We start from the raw sequence: 16,770 nt of genomic DNA, 5'->3' as shown, positions 1-16,770 counted from the left end.
GAACAGGACCAACGGTGGCCAGGCAGCCCGACCCGGTCCACCATCGCGCAGCGGGTTGAGTAGCTTCTCGAAGCGGTCCCACTTCACCAGACCTGACAATCGATCGAGTGGCGAAGAACCGCCTGCCAACTTGCCGCCCAGAAAGGCTTCCGCCAAGCTCAACTGACCCGTCTGCTTCACTGCCATCGTGATTCCCTCCGAGCGTCAATCTCAGAGAATCACAACCACCGAATTACGCAACAGTCCCCTTGTGGGGAAAAGTGGAGCTTTCCACAGTTCCGCTTGACAATTGTCCCCTTTTGTTCCCTATTCGTTCTTGTCCATCAGCAACCTCGGATATGCGGCCGGTTGGAAACCACAGCGACCATCCTGCATGCCGATCTCGACGCATTCTATGCCTCGGTCGAGCAATTGCTCGATCCGTCGCTGCGCGGCAAGCCGATCGCGGTCGGCGGCGGCGTGGTGCTCGCTGCCTCCTATGAAGCGCGTGCCTTTGGCGTGCGTGGCGGCATGCCGGGGCGCAAGGCACGCGAGCTTTGCCCGCAGCTGATCTTCGTCGGCGGCAACTTCAGCCACTACCAGCGGCTGGGCGACGCGGCGATCAAGATGCTCGACGATTTCACGCCGGTGGTCGAGCGCATTTCCATCGACGAGGCCTTTGCCGACGTCGCCGGCTGCACGCATCTGTTCGGGCAACCGCAAGAGATCGCCACGGCGATCCGCTGCCGCGTGCGGGCCGAACTCGGCCTGCCGATCTCGATCGGCGTGGCGCGCACCAAACACCTTGCCAAGATCGCCTCGCAGGTGGCCAAGCCCGACGGGCTGGTGGTCGTCGAGCCCGGCACCGAACTGGCCTTCCTGCACGATTTGCCGGTCGGCCTGATGTGGGGTGTCGGCCCGGCGACCAGGGCACGGCTGGCCGAAATCGGCGTCGAGACAATCGGCGAGCTGGCGAGGACCCATAGCGGCGCGTTGACCAGGCTGCTTGGTCCCGCCGCCGGCGAAAAGCTCGCCGCCCTGTCATGGAACCGCGACCCGAGAAAACTGGAGACCAAGCGCCGCGCGCACTCGGCCGGTGCGCAATCGGCGCTTGGCCGCAAGCCGGCCGTGGCTGATGTCGTCGTGCCGACGCTGCTGCATCTGGCCGACCGTGTCGCCAGCCGTCTGCGCGCCAAGGCGCGGCCCGGCCGCACGGTGACGGTGCGCGTGCGCTTTGCCGATCTCAGCGCCGTCACCCGATCGATCACGCTGGACCAGCCGATCTCGGCGACCACCATGCTGGCCGAAATCGCGCAGGACCTGGTAAGTGGCGTGCTCGCCGACCATCCACGCGAAAAGACGATCTCGCTGCTGGCGATCTCCGTTTCGCATCTGGAGGAGAGCACCGAGCTGCAACTCGACCTGCCGCTCGGCCTCGCCGACGAGAAGCGCCGGCCGGGCAGCAAAAAAGGTCTCGCCCGCTTCGGCGCCGACCGCGCCATCGACAAGATCCGCGAACGCTTCGGCAAACAGGCCGTCGGCTACGGCACGGTGACGCTGGAAGCGGCGCGCTCCGTGCCCGACGAATTCAGGGAGCTGGCTGAGAAGGAGCTTTGACGGGCACGGCTGGCCGGGCACGATCATATCGCGCGGCCAGCATCCCTAGAGCAATTCCAGGAAAAGTGCGAACGGTTTTCTGTCCGGAATTGCTTCAAAAACAAAGAGTTAGAGCGGTTCGCCGTTTCCGTTAAACGGTGAAATGCTCTAGTCGATGAAGTCGCGAATAGCCTTTGTGTAGACAGGCGGGTCCTGCAGCATCGAAAAATGGCTCAAGCCCCTCAGGATGACCAGTTTCGCGCCCGGTATGGTGTCGGCCAGGTATTTGCTGTGCTCCGGCTTGATGCCTTCATCATGCTCGCCGACGACGATCTCGGTCGGCGTGGTGATCTTCTTCAAATCGTCCGTCGTCAGATGCGGCTGGGTGGCCCACATCGCGCCGATCTGTTCGAGGAAGGCGTTGTATTGTGTCGGCGTCGGAGAGATTTTCTCATAGACCTTGCCGCAGCGTTCGATGTAGGCGCCGAAGGTCTTGTTGTCCATCACGGTCGGGATCAGCCCGTCGGTGGTGGCATTGGCGGCATTGGCGAACAGCTTGATCAGCCGCTCAGGGTGGTTGATGGCGATGATCAGGCCGATGATGCCGCCATCGCTCCAGCCGACGAGATTGACCTTGTCGACCTTGAGATAGTCGAGCAGGGCCAGGTAGTCGGACGCCATCAATTCATAGCTGTAGGGATCGGCCGTGCGCGTCGAGCGGCGATGGCCCCGGCTGTCGGCAACGATGACGACGTGATCCTTCATCAGGTCAGCCACTTGCGAGGAGAACACATCGGCATAGCCGAGGCCGCCATGGATCATCAGGATTGGCGAGCCCGACGTGCCATAGACGGCGTAGTACATCAGGATGCCGTTGACCGGCGCCTTGCCGCTCGTGACGGCGGCGGGCATCGGTGCCGGCTCCGGCAATTCCTGCCATTTGTCCAGGGCCTGCGAGGAAGCGGGCCACAGCATGAGCAGCACCAGCGCCAGACGGGCGCGCATCAGGAATTTCATCGATCTCTCCATTGGCGGGTTTCGGCCACCCTCGCCCGGCCGCCTGTTTTTGAAATTGCGTCGCGGTTGTCCAACCGCTTGACAGGCTAGCGCGGCAGCGCCGAGGATCGTTATCCGTTTTGCGCAAAGGAAACGTCCGCATGGCGTTGGCGGAGGTGGCCAAAAATTCCTTCATCCGGACCCGGCTGTTCGAGGACATCGACGCCCAGGCTGCCGAATTGAAGGGTTTCGATCAGGCCTACCGCCAGTTCAGCCGGGGCCGGTTCAGGGGACGTTTCGTCACCATCGATCTGGCGCCGTGCTGCGGCATATACATCGAGCGCACCAGCCAGACCATCGAGTCGCGGGGGTCGGTGCCGCTCGGCGAAACCGGGATTGCCTTTACCATCGACGGCAACGAGCCGTCGAAACTCGGCGGCGCGCCGCTCGACCATGACCATATATTGTTCCTGCCGCAGGGGTCGGAGATCGATATATGGATGCCGGCCGGCACCCATATCTGCCTGCTGACCGCGCCCGCCGGCCTGATCGGCCGATCGCTTGCCGGCGAACGCCGCGATGCCGCTCTTGGCGCGCCAGGGCTGCTTTGGGCGCCTGGCCTGCCAGCAAGGCTGACGAAGATCACCCGTGCACTGGCGCGGAAGGCTGGCTCTTCCAACGGCGATGGCGAAGCCATGGCGGCCGTGATCGCCGAGACCATGATCTCCGCCTTGCTTTCAGCGGGCAAAGGCAAGGGTTTGCCGGGCCTGGCGAAAGCCGGCGAGCGGCAAGCCATCTTTCAGGCCGCGCGCGACATCATCGAAACCGATCTGGCCCGCCCGGCCGCGATAGCCCGCATGCCAGCCACGCTGAATGTCTCGCGCCGCACCCTCGAATACGCGTTCCACGAGACTGTGGGCATCGGTCCGCGAACCTATCTCGCCATGTGTCGGCTGAACGCGGTGCGCAGGGAATTGGCTGATACCAGCGAGCCGATCGGCGACATTGCCGCCCGCTACGGCATCTGGCATCTCAGCCGCTTCGCCGGAGCCTATAAAACCACCTTCGGCGAATTGCCGTCGCAGACACGGTCGCGCCACCACGACTGAAGGAACGACCCGGCGGTCGGAAGAAGCCCCCAATCAAAACCCCATTCGGAGCACGCAGCCGCAAATGCTTGCCAAATCCCGCCATGCCGCCCATACAGCGGCTTGGGCGGATTGCCCATCCCGAGAGGTCCCGCGCCTCTCCCATCTTGCCGGGGATACTGTCCGATGCCTGCGACGCCGTACCCTTGGTCGAAGCCTTGACGGCCTCTTCCCCCGCCCCGTCACTATCCCTTGCCAGCCTTGGCTGGTCGGATTTCTTTGCCGATCAGCTTGAACCGGACGAGGCAAGCCTCATCCCAACGCGCATCGCCATGGTCCATCGAGATCGGCTGAGCGGCCTGTCCCAGACGGGACAAACCGACCTGACGCTGCCGCCACAGGCCACCACCGGCGACTACGCCGTCGGCGACTGGGTGCTGGTCGAGCCGCATGATCAGCTTGTGAAGCGTCGCCTGACCCGCAAGACGGTGCTGGAGCGCCGCACCCAGGGTGGCCGGGTGCCGCAGCTGGCCGCGGCCAATGTCGACACGCTGTTCATCGTCACCTCCTGCAATGCCGACTTCAACATCGCCCGGCTCGAGCGCTATCTGGCGCTGGCCAACGAGGCCGGAACGACACCCGTCATCCTGCTGACCAAGGCCGACACGGCAGAAGACGCCGAGTCCTACCAAAGCCAAGCCGCCGCACTGCAGCGCGGCCTGGCCGTGGTGACGCTGAACCCGCGCACATCGGATGCCGCGGCAGCACTCGCCGCCTGGTGCGGCATTGGGCAGACGGTGGCGCTGATCGGCTCCTCCGGTGTCGGCAAATCGACACTGGTCAACACGCTGGCCGGCTCGGCGCAGCAATCGCCGCAGCAGACCGGTGCCATCCGCGAACACGACGCCAAGGGACGCCACACCACCACGGCGCGGTCGCTGCATGCCATTGCCGGCGGCGGCTGGGTGATCGACACGCCGGGTATGCGCACGCTGCAGGTCAGCGACGTCGGCTACGGCATCGACACGCTGTTTGCCGAGATCACCGAGTTGGCACCGCTGTGCAAGTTCCGCGACTGCACCCATGTGCACGAACCGGGCTGCGCTGTGCAGGCTGCCATCAAGGCCGGCACGCTCGATCCGGAGCGCCTGGCCCGCTGGCGCAAACTGTCCGAAGAAAACCAGCACAACACGCCGGTGCAGAGCGGCCCGCGTGGTAGCAAGTCACCCGCCGGCCGTGGCAAGCGACGCTGAACGGCCGTCCTACTGCCCTACTGCCCTACTGCCCTACTGCCCTACTGCCCTACTGCCCTACTGCCCTACTGCCTCTCAAAGCCGCGCGGTGCCGAAAACCCGGTCCCACAACAGCGACGTCACGCCGAAATTGGCGTTGTCGTCCAAATGGTGGTGCACCGCGTGGCGGCGCTTGAGCGTGTAGAGATAGCTGGGATGGGCGGGATGCCAGTGGTGGATCATGTGGTGAACACTGATGTACCAGAGATAGCCCAGCATCAGCCCGCAGCCGACCGCGCTGGCGGTCGCAAAATCCGATATCAGCCAGATGGGGAGTGCGATCAGCGCATGCACGCCGAGACTGAGCCAGGTCGGCGTGCCGACCGGACTGCGCTCCTCGACATGATGACGGTCGTGCAAATCCTTGATGTAGGGAACGTGATGCAGGACGAAGCGATGCAGGACGTATTCGATCAATGTCCACACGCCGAGACAGATCAGCACCATGCCGATCCACTCTGGCGCGCCCTCTTCCCCGGCCTCGATCAGCCCGGCCAACCCCAAAAGGGCGATCACCAAGGGATAGACCACGAAATCGCTGTAGTAACCGATCAGACCCAGTTGCATTCCGGACGCCCCATCTGATTTTCGACGCCGCCCCAGAAACAATGCTATCAGATTGCCCAACTCGCGGGTGAGGTGCAATGCAGCATAGCGTCGCAATTTCCCGATGCAAATTCGGCGCCCATGATCCCTACAGAATCGGCCGACTTCGCACCAGCGCCACAAACGGACATGCAATCATGGCAAAACGCAGTGCGGGCTTGCTGATTTATCGTCGAAAAGACGGCGAACTCAGAGTGCTGCTGGTTCATCCCGGCGGCCCATTCTGGGCGAAGAAGGACGATGGCGCCTGGTCGATCCCGAAAGGCCTCGTCGATGAGAACGAGGACGAACTGGCGGCAGCACAGCGCGAGACCGGGGAAGAACTCGGCATCACGGTCGACGGCCCCTTCGCACGCCTTGGCGACTACAAGCAGCCGGGCGGCAAGATCGTCATCGCCTGGTCCGTCGAGACACGGGCCGAGATCGACGTCGCCGCCATCAAGAGCAACAGTTTTATGATGGAATGGCCACCGCGGTCGGGATCGATGAAAGAGTTTCCTGAGATCGACAGGGCCGGCTGGTTCAGCCTGCCCGAGGCCGAGGCCAAGATCCTTGTTGGGCAGCGCCCGATGCTGTTGGATTTGCTGAAGCAATTGGATGCCGGGTGAATGCCGGTAAAACGAGGGTGACCAACAAAATGGAGAGAGACGTATCGAACGAACCGACCGCCATCCTGATGCAACAGGTGAAACACGAGATGCAACAGGTGAACCACGGCAGCGACGATGCCGAATTGAACTACAGACTCGGGGAAGAGCTCATCGAGAGATGGAGACGAGGATCCGATCTGGAGTTTCTCGTCGACCTGCTGCGATCTGAAAAATCCGGTGAGCGGCTTCTTGGCGCCTACTACCTCGGCGAAGTGGGCGGGATAGACGGATTGAAGGGTCCGGCGATAGAGCTGGCCGATGACGTGCTTTCCAACTGTCGGCGCGCTTTCGTCGACTACGTGAGAAGTTCCGGATGCTACGACGACACGATTGCCGACGCCCTGGCGAAATGTCTTCTGGACCTCGATCTGTACGTCCGAGTGACGACCATGCGGTGGGCAATCCAGACATCCGCCGAAACATTCGAACCGTTTTCCCGGCTGGTTGAGTCCGGTGCAGGCGGCTTCGAACCCAAATTCCGCAATCCCCTCAGCAATGACTTCCTCAACGAGTCCAGCCTAAGGCGTGCGACCCGGGGGCTGGATATCGTTCGCCGCCTGCGCGACGGCGGGAAAATTCAAGAGATCAGACAGAACTTCCCGGAGGAAGACAGCTTTGTCTTCGATAATTTTCTTTTCTGGGAGGCCCGTCGTGAACGCACTCAGGAATGGCAAAAAATCAAATCGCAGCATTGATGGCCGACACGAGCAGCCGGTCAACCTGATTACGCTGTCTCGCGCAAAATCACCGTCGGCTCCATCAGCACCATCCGGCGCGGATGCGTGCGGTCGTCGAGAAAATCGATCAACGCGCCGATCGCCAGAGCGCCGGCTTCGGAAATGCGCCGTTCGATCGTCGACAGCGGCCGCACCAGCAGCGGCGCGATGTAGATGTTGTCAAAACCCATCACGGCACAGTCTTCGGGAACGCTCAAGCCCCGTTCTCGCAACGCGACCGTCGCTCCCATCGCCAGCATGTCGCTCATGCAGCACATCGCCGAGAAGTGTGTGCGGTCGAGCAGCGTGCGCGTGGCCACCAGTCCAAACCGATGGTTGAAGGCGCCGCACTCGATCAGATCGGGATCGATCGGCAGCCCGGCCTCGCGGTGCGCCCGCTCGAATCCTGCCCGCCTGATTTGGGTGTTCGAGGCCAGGGGATTGCCGCTGACAAAGGCTATGCGCGTGTGTCCCGCCTCGATCAGATGGCGCGCCGACAGGAAAGCGCCCTGCTCGTAATCCGTATCGATGCGCGCGGCGAGGCAATCGAGGTCGGGAATTTCCCGGTCCATCGAGACCACCGGAATCCTGAGCCGCTCCAGAAGGCCGGCTTCCGGAATGAGATCGCTTGCGGCCAGCACGATACCATCGACGCCGTGGCTGGCGAGGAAGGTCAGATGTGCCGCCTCCTTTTCAGGATCGGAGTCTGAATTGCACAGGATCGTCGAATAGCCGCGCTCGCGCGCGGCCTGGTCGCAGGCACGCACCAGTTCGGTGAAATAGGCGTTGAGAATATCGGGCACGATGACGCCGATGACGCGCGAGCTGCGCGTGATCAGCGAGCGGGCAATCGAGTTCGGCGTGTAGTTGAGCTCCTTGACCAGTGACCAGATCTTTTCGCGGGTCTGCTCGCCGATGGACTGGTCCTTCCGGTTGAGGACCTTTGAAACGGTTGCCGCCGTCACGCCAGCCCGCCGGGCAATATCTTTGATCGTTGTTGCCACATTCCCTCGCCACTCGACGAACAATGGCCTGTCTCCAGCCGCCATCGACCATCGCCACGCGACTAGCACGGATCGCTGCCCCGACAAACAGGTCGCGTCATCCACAGCCTTTGCCGTCGATTTGACAACAGGCCGGAAACCATCTAGGTAAACGTTTACCTTCGTTAGTTAAACGCTGTTTTCTGGCGATGAGCAAGTCTGCTCGGTGCAGACCTGAGTGACGCCGGATGGAGGACCTATGCGTTTTCGAGCCTGCCTGCTTCGCGAGGATTGCTGAATGCCGGAAACGCTGGAGTCACGCAGCACTGCCGGATCGCAGCAATCCGCTCCGACCAAACTGTCGATCGAGAACCTCAACGTCCGTTTCGGGTCCGTCGTTGCGCTCAGCGATGTCAGCCTCGACATTGCCGATGGGGAATTCGTCTGCATCCTCGGCGCCTCCGGCTGCGGCAAGAGCACGCTGTTCAATGTCGTCTCGGGCCTGCTCAAGGCGACGTCCGGCAAGATCGTGCTCGACGGCCAGGATGTCTCCAACCGGCCGGGCCAGGTCGGCTACATGCTGCAGAAGGATTTGATGCTGCCGTGGCGAACCGTGCTCGGCAACATCACGCTGGCCGCGTCGCTGACGCGAGGCGCCACCGCGCGGGACCGCGCCGAGGCAGCCGAGCTTGCCAGCCGCTACGGTCTTGCCGACTTCCTCAACCACTATCCGCACGCGCTGTCGGGCGGCATGCGCCAGCGCGTCGCCATGATGCGCACCATCGTCGCCGGCCGCCAGGTGATGCTGCTCGACGAGCCGTTCGGCGCGCTCGACGCGCAGACCCGCCTTGGCATGCAGCAATGGCTGCTGCAGCTCTGGCGCGACCTCAAGCGCACCATCCTGTTCGTCACCCATGATGTCGACGAGGCGATCTATCTCGCCGACCGCATCGTGGTGATGACGCCGCGCCCCGGCCGCATCGCCGAGATCCTCAAAGTCGATCTGCCCAGGCCCCGGCCGCTGGAAGTGCTGACGACCGACACCTTCGTCGGCCTGAAGCGGCAGATCATGCAGCATCTCTACCACTGACCGATTGGCCACCAATCGGGCACTGACCTCTGGAAGTCCTCTGGCTCAGATCAGGAGCGAAACAATGAACACACGGTTTGGAGCAGCGGCAGGACCTTTCCTGATCTGGGTCGTGGCCATGGCGCTGATCCTGGTCGCCTGGCAGTTGCTGGTCTGGGTCACCGGCCTGCCGCCCTATGTCATCCCGCCGCCGGCTCAGGCGTTCTCGACGCTGTTCGACAACTGGCCGCGGCTGTCGGTCCTGACCGGCCAGACGCTCTACGAAACCGCGATCGGCTATGTCATCGGCGCCGCCATCGGCTTCGTGCTTGCGCTCGCCATGGGGCAGATCCGCGTCGTGCAACGCCTGGTCATGCCGGCCCTGATCATTTCGCAGGCGGTGCCGATCGTTGCCATCGCCGCCCCTTTGGTCATCATCTTCGGCTTCGGCCTGATGCCCAAGCTGATCATCGTTGCCTGGATCGTGTTCTTCCCGGTCGTCGTCAACGTGCTCGACGGCCTGGCTTCGGTCGACCGCGACATGCTGAACCTGGCGCGCCTGATGGGCGGCAGCGGCCTGCGCACCTTCGCCATCGTCAAACTGCCGGCCTGCATCGGCCCGTTGTTTTCCGGTCTCAAGATCGGCGCCACCTATGCCGTGACCGGCGCCGTCATCGGCGAATGGACGGCGTCGTCGAAGCAGGGCCTCGGCACCTACCTGCTCACCGCCAACGCACAGATGAACACCGCCGGCGTCTACGCCGCCATGCTGCTTCTCACCGTCATCGGCGTCGGCTCATTCCTGCTCGTCTTCGGGCTCGAAGTGCTGATGACACCCTGGCGCTCGCGCTCCACCGCACCCGCTTGGGCGCAGTGGAAACCTGCGCAGGCCAGCGCCGCCGCCTGAAATCCCACCAATTTTCAACCAGTCGACAACAACCAAAAAAGGGGAATGCAATGCACAGTGCTTACACCAGGATGATCTCGGCAACTGCGGGCCTGCTCGCCCTCGGAACCGCCCTAGCCGCGGCTCCGGCCAGCGCCGCTGACCTCACCACCGTCCGCTTCGTCTATGACTGGGCGAGCGCCGACTTCGAACTGATCCCGACGCTGGTCGGCCAGCAAAAAGGTTTTTATGAAGCCGAAGGCATCAAGGTCGACGTCATCTTCCCGCCGGACTCGCAGACCACGGCGCGGCTGCTCGCCGTCGGCCAGGCCGAGATCGGCTTCGAGGCCACCACCGACGTCGTCTTCGGCGCCTCGCAGGGCATCCCGATCACCTCGATCGGCCTCTACACCAAGAGCAACAATTGGGGCCTGTTTGGCCGTCCCGGCGAACCGCTTTCGCTCGACAACCTCAAGGGCAAGTCGATCGCCATCTACACCGACTCCTGGACCAAGGCGATGATGCCCTTCGTGCTCAAGGCAGCCAAGCTGACAGAGGACGACGTCAAGCTGATCATCGCGCAGGATTCCGACACCAATCTGCTGCTCGCTGGCAAGATCGACATCGCCACCAACACGGAAAACTATCTAGTGCCGCAGGTGCAGGAGACCTTGAAGAAGGACCCGACCAGCCTGATCGGTGCCGCGGCCGGCGCGCCCGACGTGCCGGTCTGGACCTACACTGCCTCCACCGCCTATCTCGCCGAACACGGCGACATCGCCAAGAAGTGGATGCGCGCCACAATCAAGGCGACCGAATGGGCCGCCGACCATCCCGACGAAGCCGCCGAAATGTTCACCAAGGCTTATCCGGAAGGCGGCAGCCTTGCCTACAACCTCTCCGGCTGGAAGCTGACCGCCGCGCTGATGAAGGGCGACACCGGCTACATGATGCAGGAAGACAAGAACTGGCTGCCGATCGCCCAGGCGCTGAAGGACACCGACCAGATCAAGGAAGTCCTTCCCGCTTCGAAATACTACACCAACGAACTGCTGAATTAGGCGCAGCTTCGCTGCTTATGACAAGGGCCATCCCCGACCGGGGTGGCCCGTTTTTCCAGTACAGAAAGAATGGACTTTCAGGCATGGCCAAGAGCAGGATTATCCTCGATTGCGACCCCGGCGTCGACGACGCCATCGCGCTTCTTCTGGCGTTTGCCTCGCCCGACGAGATCGAAATCGTCGGCATCACGACGGTTATCGGCAATGTCTCGCTGCCCTTGACGACCCGCAACGCGCTGCGCATCACCGCCATGGCCGGCCGCCAGGACATTCCGGTCTACGCCGGCTGCAGCAGGCCGATCATCCTGCCGCGCGTGCAGCGCGGCGCCTCGGTGCACGGCACCGACGGCCTTGGCGACCTCGGCGTGCCCGATGCCACGCATCAGGTCCAGGGCCAGCATGCCGTCGATTTCATCATCGACACCATCCTGCGCGAGCCCGGGCAGATCACGCTCTGCCCGATCGGGCCGATGACCAACATCGCGCTGGCGCTGATCAAGGAGCCGTCCATAACGACCAAGATCAAGGCCATCGTCTTCATGGGCGGTGCTGCCTTCAGCCCCGGCAACACCGCGACCGATGCCGAGTTCAACATCTGGATCGATCCGCATGCCGCGCAAGTGGTACTGTCATCCGGCATCCCGATGACCATGTTCGGCCTCGACGTAACCCGCCACGCGACACTGACCAAGGCGCGGTTCGACCAGCTCGAGCGCGACGCCAGCCCGATCATGCAGACGGCCATCGCCATGATGCGCTATTACGGCAGCGGCGACGCCAGCCTGCACGACCCCTGCGTCACGGCGTTCCTGATCGACCCGACCTTGTTCAAGGGTGTTGACGCAGTGATCGAGGTCGAATGCGATCAATCAGGCTTCTATGGCCGCACGCGGGCGGTCGAAAACGGCGGCGGCGAAGGCCAGCTGATCCACGTCATCACCGAGGTCAACGATGAGCGGTTGTTTCAGTTGATCGATCAAAGGCTTCGGCTGCTTTAGTCCGACGCGGGCGGATAATCCCACAGGACAGCGCCACCCCCGCTCCGTCTCGGCTTCGCCGAGCCACCTCTCCCCCATTTCATGGGGGCGAGGAAACGGCTAATCTCTAAGGCTGCGACTCCAAAAGGCTTGGGTTCCTCGCCCCCGCGAGAGCGGGGGAGAGGTGGCTCGGCGAAGCCGAGACGGAGAGGGGCGAGCGCCGTGGATGAATTGCCCCTGCCGGCAGCTCATCGCCCCGCCCTCACCCAAACCTGGCCGCCGTCCAAGCCCCACCAGCCGCATTCGACTCCACCGCCGCCGCGACAAACTTCACACCCCGCGCACCATCCACCACATCCGGCACCTGCGCCGCGCGCGCCGCATCCACCACCCCGCCAGAGCGATGCGCGCGAATAATGTCGGCGGCATCACGGTAGAAATTGGCGAAGGCTTCGATATAGCCTTCCGGGTGCGCAGCCGGCATGCGTGACACGCGCTGGCTTTCTGCCGTCGAGCCATGGCCGCCGCGCACCAGCGTGCGGGTTTCCTCGCCATATCGGGAGAAGCGCAGTTCCTCCGGCCGGCCGCCCGACCATTCGAGGCCGGCCTTGTCGCCATAGATGCGCACGGACAGATCATTGTAGTGGCCGGGCGAGGTCTGGCTTGCCAGGATCGTGCCGCGCGCGCCACCCGTCCAGCGCACCATCACATGCGCATTGTCGTCGAGCCGGCGCCCGGGCACGGCGGTGAACAGGTCGGCCGACACCGCCTCGGCCTCACAACCCGCGATGTAGCTGGCCAGATTGAAGGCATGCACGCCGATATCGGCCAGCACCGCCGACTGCCCTGCCCTGGCCGGATCGGTGCGCCACTCCGCCTGCTTCTGACCCTCGGCGTCAATCGGTTTGGTCAGCCAGTCCTGGATATAGGCGCCATGCACCGACACGATCCGCCCGAGTTCGCCCGCCGCCACCATTTCGCGCGCCTGGCGGACCATGGCGTAGCCGGTGTTGTTGAGCGTCACGACGAAGCGGCGTTTTTTGGCTCGTGCCAGCGCCACCAGCGCCTCGGCGTCTGCCAGCGTCGTCGACAATGGCTTGTCGCAGATGACATCGATGCCGGCTTCGAGGAAGGCGGTGGCGATCGGCGCGTGCAGATGGTTGGGCGTGACGATGACGACCGCCTCGATGCCATCAGGTCGCGCGGCCTCGGCCAGTGCCATCGCATGGTAGTCGGCATAGCTGCGCTCGGGCGCGATGCCGATCTCGGCGGCCGAGACGGCGGCATTATCCGGGTCGGAGGACAGCGCGCCGGCGACCAGCACGATCTGGTCGTCAAGGCGCATGGCGAGCCGATGCACCGCGCCGATAAAGGCATTGCGTCCGCCGCCGACCATGCCGACCCGCAGGCGCTTGCCCGCCGATCCGTCCGATGTTGCATAGACCATGGTTTCTCCTCCGAGCAGATCATTGGCGACGCGCCAACCGTCAAGTTCGGCTACCACTTTCGAACACAATTTCCAATTTCCATATTGTAATACGATCGTGCCACGCTAGCCTGAGATCATGAGTGGGGCGAGCAAATCATCCGGACGATCCAGTGCCGACGAGGCGGCAACGCGCAAGCGTGGGCGCTCTCTTGCCGCGTTGGGCTATATCCAGCCGCAGACCTATGAGGAGTTGCGCGCGGTGCTGTCGTCCGGCACGGTGCATTTCCCCAAGCGGCTGCGCCAGGTGGCGATCTTCATGTGGCAGCATCCGAGCGATGTTGCGCTCGGCACCATCGCCCAGGTGGCGGCGCAGGCCGGCGTGCAGCCCTCGACGCTGGTGCGCTTTGCCCAGATCTTCGGCTATTCCGGCTTTTCCGATTTCCAGGGCCTGTTCAAGGAGCACGTCAAGGGCTCGTGGCCGGAAGGACGTGGCCAAGAACGGACCGAAGCCGAACCCAACGCAAATCTGCATTTCCTGCATGGCATGGTCGGCGCCTCGCAGGCCTCGCTCGGCCGCATCGAGGCCGGCTTCGACGTCGACAGTTTCGAGAAGATGGTGGCTCTGCTGGCCGCTGCCGACCTGATCTATGTCATCGGCTCCAAGCGCGCCTTCCCGGTCACCGCCTATCTGTCGCTGACCTTGTCGCAGCAGGGCGTGCGCAATGTCCTGGTCGACAATGTCGGCTCGTCGGCACTCGACCAGGTCGGCTGCATCGGCGCGCGCGACGCGGTGCTGGCCGTCTCCTTCAGCCCCTACAATTCGATCACGCCCGACCTCGTTGCGGTGGCGCATGAGCGCAAGGCCGGCATCGTCACCATCACCGACAGCACTTTCAGCCCGCTGATACGGCTGTCGGACAGCTGGCTGGAAGTGGTGGAATCCGACTTTGCCGGCTTCCGCTCGCTGGCCGCCTCGCTGGCGGTCGGCATGGCGCTGGTCCAAGGCGTCGCAGCACGGCGCGGCACATAAGGTGATGCTGGCACAATTGACTATCGGGAATTGCCGTTCCATATTTTGAAAAATAGAAACTTTGTTCCGGGAGGAGGAATGGAGCTTCATCTCCAAGGCAAAATCGTGCTGGTCACCGGCGCGACGCAAGGCATCGGCCGCGCCATCGCCGAGACGCTGGCGCATGCCGGCGCCGGCGGACTGCTGATCACCGGACGCGATGGCAAACGCGGCGACGCCGTGGCGGCGGAACTGTCAGCCATCGGCACGCCGACCCTCTTCGTCGCCGCCGACCTTGGAGACCCGCAAACCCCTGCCCTTCTGGCGCAGGCCTGCATCGAGCGCTTCGGCCGTATCGACGGCCTCGTCAACGCCGCCGGCCTGACCGACCGCGCCTCCTTCCTCGATGCCAGCCTCGACGTCTGGGCGGCGCTGTTCGCCGTCAATGCGCGTGCGCCGTTCTTCCTGATGCAGGCTGCCATCGCCGACATGAAGAAGCGCGGCCTGGGCGGCGCCATCGTCAACATCCTGTCGATCAACGCCCATTGCGGCTCGCCCGAACTTGCCGTCTATTCCGCCACCAAGGGCGCGCTGGCGACACTGACCAAGAACGCCGCCAACGCCCACCGCTTCGACCGCATCCGCGTCAACGGCATTAATGTCGGCTGGACCGACACGCCGGCCGAACGCGTGATGCAGGCCGAAACACTCGGCCATGGCCCCGGCTGGCTCGACGCCGCCAACGCCGCGCAGCCTTTCGGCAGGCTGCTGACGCCGAACGATATCGCCAACCTCGCCGTCTTCCTGCTCTCCGACGCGGCCGGCCCGATGACCGGCGCCGTGATCGACCAGGAGCAGTCGGTGATCGGGGCAAACCGGTGAATTCGCCCGAAACACTTGGCCCGGCGCTGCTCGACCGCTTGCCTGCATCGGTCCAGACACCAGCCTATGACCGGAAAACCCTCGCCCCCAGCATGGCGCAGCTCGGTGTCGGCGCGTTCCATCGCAGCCACCAGGCTGAATACACCGACGATTTGCTGTCACTCCAGTTCGACCGCTGGGGCGTTGTCGGCATCAACATCCGCCCGCCCACCCTCGCCGATACGCTCGGCCGGCAAAGCGGGCTCTACACAAGGCTGATCCGCGAAAACAGCCACATCGAAGCCCGCGTCATCGGCAGCATTGTCCGCGTGGTCGACAGCCAGGACAGCGCCGCGCCGGCACTCGACGTGCTGTCTTCACCCGACATCGAACTGGTGACGATGACGGTGACCGAAAAGGGCTACTGCCATATCCCGTCGAGCGGCGCGCTCGATCTCGACCATCCCGATATCGTCCACGACCTCGCCAATCCCGGGGCACCGCGCAGCGTGCCCGGCATCCTCGCGCGGGCGCTGGAGCTCCGCCGCGCCACGCATGGCCGGTCGATGACGCTGCTCTCCTGCGACAACATCCCGACCAACGGCGTCATCCTGGAAAATGTCGTGCGAGCCTTTGCCGAACGGCGCGGCAATGGTCTCGCCGACTGGATATCAGCCAACGCCGCCTTTCCCTCCGCCATGGTCGACCGCATCGCACCGGCGGTGACGCAGGATGACCTCGACAGCGTCGAACAATGGTTCGGCTACCGCGATGCCGCCGTCGCCGTCTGCGAACCGTTCCGGCAATGGGTGATCGAACAAAAATTCGCCGGCCGCATGCCGCGCTGGGATCTGGTCGGCGCGACCTTCGTCGACGATGTCACGCCGTTCGAGCACCTCAAGATGCGGGTGCTGAATGGCGCGCAGACGACGCTTGCCACGCTCGGCGTGCTGGCTGGGCTGCAGCACACGTCGGATGCCATCGCCGACCCGCTGTTGTCGGCCTTCATCAGGCGCATGCTGGTCGAGGAAACGCTGCCGACATTGATGCCGGTCCCCGGTGTCCTGCCTCTCGCCTATGTCGAGCAGAGCCTCGGCCGGCTGAAGAACACGGCGATCCGCCACCGCAACCACCAGATCGCCACCGATGGCTCGCAGAAAATCGTCCAGCGCCTGCTCAACCCGATCCGCGACCGCTTGAGCCAGGGCCAGAGCATCGGCCTGCTGTCGGTGCCCGTCGCCGGCTGGATGGCCTACCTCATCCAGGCCTCGGCACGGTTCGGCAAACGCTGGCCGGTGTCGGACCCCTATGCCGATAAGGTCGCCGAAATCGCCTACACAACAGGCCGCGATGCGCCGGCATTGACCTCCGCCATACTGGCCATCGACACGATTTTCGATCCCGGCCTTGCCGCGAACCCTGCATTTCGTGCGGCCGTCACATCGGCGCTGGATGAGCTGCTTTCGGACGATCCGATGGCGGCTATCCGGCACAGTCTCGAACAAGATGAGATCGCAAGGTTGAAACGATCCAAACAATCGGCATTATGAACATCGGCCGTGAAGACACGGC

The 16,770-nt window shown here is 63.7% G+C and carries 16 protein-coding genes and 1 pseudogene; 12 read left to right on the top strand and 5 right to left on the bottom strand.

What is annotated here, in order from left to right:
* Window positions 1-186 (bottom strand): annotated as a pseudogene (locus AC1DX4_RS29940) (IS5/IS1182 family transposase); the annotation flags it as partial.
* Window positions 187-348: 162 nt separating this feature from the next.
* Here AC1DX4_RS29940 and dinB point away from each other — a divergent pair.
* A complete protein-coding gene (dinB, locus tag AC1DX4_RS29935; protein ID WP_477223741.1) occupies window positions 349-1,596 on the top strand; it encodes a DNA polymerase IV in 1,248 nt (415 codons plus the stop codon).
* A 147-nt stretch (window positions 1,597-1,743) separates the two neighbouring features.
* Here dinB and AC1DX4_RS29930 read toward each other — a convergent pair whose 3' ends face one another.
* Window positions 1,744-2,592: an alpha/beta fold hydrolase gene (locus AC1DX4_RS29930; RefSeq protein WP_477223740.1), complete on the bottom strand. Its 849-nt coding sequence runs from the start codon at window positions 2,590-2,592 to the stop codon at window positions 1,744-1,746.
* A 140-nt stretch (window positions 2,593-2,732) separates the two neighbouring features.
* Here AC1DX4_RS29930 and AC1DX4_RS29925 point away from each other — a divergent pair, with 140 nt between their 5' ends.
* Entirely contained in the window at window positions 2,733-3,680 is a 948-nt protein-coding gene (locus AC1DX4_RS29925; protein ID WP_477223739.1) for a helix-turn-helix domain-containing protein, read from the top strand.
* 185 nt (window positions 3,681-3,865) lie between these two features.
* Window positions 3,866-4,912, top strand: a complete 1,047-nt coding sequence (gene rsgA, locus AC1DX4_RS29920) for a ribosome small subunit-dependent GTPase A (RefSeq protein WP_477223738.1) — start codon at window positions 3,866-3,868, stop codon at window positions 4,910-4,912.
* Window positions 4,913-4,987: 75 nt separating this feature from the next.
* Here rsgA and AC1DX4_RS29915 read toward each other — a convergent pair whose 3' ends face one another.
* On the bottom strand, window positions 4,988-5,518 hold the full coding sequence (locus tag AC1DX4_RS29915; protein ID WP_477223737.1) for a sterol desaturase family protein: 531 nt from the start codon (window positions 5,516-5,518) through the stop codon (window positions 4,988-4,990).
* A gap of 176 nt (window positions 5,519-5,694) precedes the next feature.
* Here AC1DX4_RS29915 and AC1DX4_RS29910 point away from each other — a divergent pair, with 176 nt between their 5' ends.
* Complete coding sequence (locus AC1DX4_RS29910) at window positions 5,695-6,165, top strand: NUDIX hydrolase (RefSeq protein WP_477223736.1); 471 nt, start codon at window positions 5,695-5,697, stop codon at window positions 6,163-6,165.
* Window positions 6,162-6,902 (top strand): hypothetical protein, encoded by a 741-nt coding sequence (locus AC1DX4_RS29905; protein ID WP_477223735.1) that lies wholly within the window; start codon window positions 6,162-6,164, stop codon window positions 6,900-6,902. The genes AC1DX4_RS29910 and AC1DX4_RS29905 overlap by 4 nt, the downstream gene beginning before the upstream one ends.
* A gap of 29 nt (window positions 6,903-6,931) precedes the next feature.
* On the opposite strand, the gene AC1DX4_RS29900 is transcribed toward AC1DX4_RS29905, so the two are convergent.
* Window positions 6,932-7,927, bottom strand: a complete 996-nt coding sequence (locus tag AC1DX4_RS29900; protein WP_477223734.1) for a LacI family DNA-binding transcriptional regulator — start codon at window positions 7,925-7,927, stop codon at window positions 6,932-6,934.
* Between the two features lie 277 nt (window positions 7,928-8,204).
* Between AC1DX4_RS29900 and AC1DX4_RS29895 the strand changes: the two genes are divergently transcribed.
* The 4 genes from AC1DX4_RS29895 (at window position 8,205) to AC1DX4_RS29880 (ending at window position 11,920) form a co-directional block, all read left to right on the top strand.
* Window positions 8,205-8,996: an ABC transporter ATP-binding protein gene (locus tag AC1DX4_RS29895; RefSeq protein WP_477223733.1), complete on the top strand. Its 792-nt coding sequence runs from the start codon at window positions 8,205-8,207 to the stop codon at window positions 8,994-8,996.
* A 64-nt stretch (window positions 8,997-9,060) separates the two neighbouring features.
* Window positions 9,061-9,882, top strand: coding sequence for an ABC transporter permease (locus AC1DX4_RS29890; RefSeq protein WP_477223732.1), 822 nt, complete (start codon window positions 9,061-9,063; stop codon window positions 9,880-9,882).
* Between the two features lie 50 nt (window positions 9,883-9,932).
* Entirely contained in the window at window positions 9,933-10,922 is a 990-nt protein-coding gene (locus AC1DX4_RS29885; protein WP_477223731.1) for an ABC transporter substrate-binding protein, read from the top strand.
* 83 nt (window positions 10,923-11,005) lie between these two features.
* Window positions 11,006-11,920 carry a nucleoside hydrolase gene (locus AC1DX4_RS29880; protein ID WP_477223730.1) on the top strand — a complete coding sequence of 305 codons (915 nt, stop codon included), beginning with the start codon at window positions 11,006-11,008 and terminating at the stop codon, window positions 11,918-11,920.
* 241 nt (window positions 11,921-12,161) lie between these two features.
* Here AC1DX4_RS29880 and AC1DX4_RS29875 read toward each other — a convergent pair whose 3' ends face one another.
* Complete coding sequence (locus tag AC1DX4_RS29875) at window positions 12,162-13,346, bottom strand: Gfo/Idh/MocA family protein (RefSeq protein WP_477223729.1); 1,185 nt, start codon at window positions 13,344-13,346, stop codon at window positions 12,162-12,164.
* A 118-nt stretch (window positions 13,347-13,464) separates the two neighbouring features.
* Between AC1DX4_RS29875 and AC1DX4_RS29870 the strand changes: the two genes are divergently transcribed.
* The 3 genes from AC1DX4_RS29870 to AC1DX4_RS29860 all read left to right on the top strand — a co-directional run bounded on the left by AC1DX4_RS29870 (window position 13,465) and on the right by AC1DX4_RS29860 (window position 16,748).
* Window positions 13,465-14,358 (top strand): MurR/RpiR family transcriptional regulator, encoded by an 894-nt coding sequence (locus AC1DX4_RS29870; protein WP_477223728.1) that lies wholly within the window; start codon window positions 13,465-13,467, stop codon window positions 14,356-14,358.
* Window positions 14,359-14,436: 78 nt separating this feature from the next.
* Window positions 14,437-15,219: an SDR family oxidoreductase gene (locus AC1DX4_RS29865; RefSeq protein WP_477223727.1), complete on the top strand. Its 783-nt coding sequence runs from the start codon at window positions 14,437-14,439 to the stop codon at window positions 15,217-15,219.
* On the top strand, window positions 15,216-16,748 hold the full coding sequence (locus tag AC1DX4_RS29860; protein WP_477223726.1) for a mannitol dehydrogenase family protein: 1,533 nt from the start codon (window positions 15,216-15,218) through the stop codon (window positions 16,746-16,748). Before AC1DX4_RS29865 ends, AC1DX4_RS29860 begins: the two co-directional genes overlap by 4 nt.
* The last annotated feature ends 22 nt before the right edge of the window (window positions 16,749-16,770 follow it).

The organism is Mesorhizobium sp. P3_A8 (assembly GCF_056402995.1).
This window is presented reverse-complemented; position numbering and strand designations above follow the sequence as displayed.

What these genes read in the sequence shown, in the direction of transcription:
- AC1DX4_RS29870 (WP_477223728.1), top strand. Translation starts at nt 13,465, where the DNA reads ATGAGTGGGGCGAGCAAATCATCCGGACGATCCAGTGCCGACGAGGCG.
- AC1DX4_RS29880 (WP_477223730.1), top strand. Translation starts at nt 11,006, where the DNA reads ATGGCCAAGAGCAGGATTATCCTCGATTGCGACCCCGGCGTCGACGAC.
- AC1DX4_RS29895 (WP_477223733.1), top strand. Translation starts at nt 8,205, where the DNA reads ATGCCGGAAACGCTGGAGTCACGCAGCACTGCCGGATCGCAGCAATCC.
- AC1DX4_RS29885 (WP_477223731.1), top strand. Translation starts at nt 9,933, where the DNA reads ATGCACAGTGCTTACACCAGGATGATCTCGGCAACTGCGGGCCTGCTC.
- AC1DX4_RS29915 (WP_477223737.1), bottom strand. Translation starts at nt 5,518, where the DNA reads ATGCAACTGGGTCTGATCGGTTACTACAGCGATTTCGTGGTCTATCCC.
- AC1DX4_RS29865 (WP_477223727.1), top strand. Translation starts at nt 14,437, where the DNA reads ATGGAGCTTCATCTCCAAGGCAAAATCGTGCTGGTCACCGGCGCGACG.
- AC1DX4_RS29890 (WP_477223732.1), top strand. Translation starts at nt 9,061, where the DNA reads ATGAACACACGGTTTGGAGCAGCGGCAGGACCTTTCCTGATCTGGGTC.
- AC1DX4_RS29910 (WP_477223736.1), top strand. Translation starts at nt 5,695, where the DNA reads ATGGCAAAACGCAGTGCGGGCTTGCTGATTTATCGTCGAAAAGACGGC.
- AC1DX4_RS29875 (WP_477223729.1), bottom strand. Translation starts at nt 13,346, where the DNA reads ATGGTCTATGCAACATCGGACGGATCGGCGGGCAAGCGCCTGCGGGTC.
- AC1DX4_RS29925 (WP_477223739.1), top strand. Translation starts at nt 2,733, where the DNA reads ATGGCGTTGGCGGAGGTGGCCAAAAATTCCTTCATCCGGACCCGGCTG.
- AC1DX4_RS29930 (WP_477223740.1), bottom strand. Translation starts at nt 2,592, where the DNA reads ATGAAATTCCTGATGCGCGCCCGTCTGGCGCTGGTGCTGCTCATGCTG.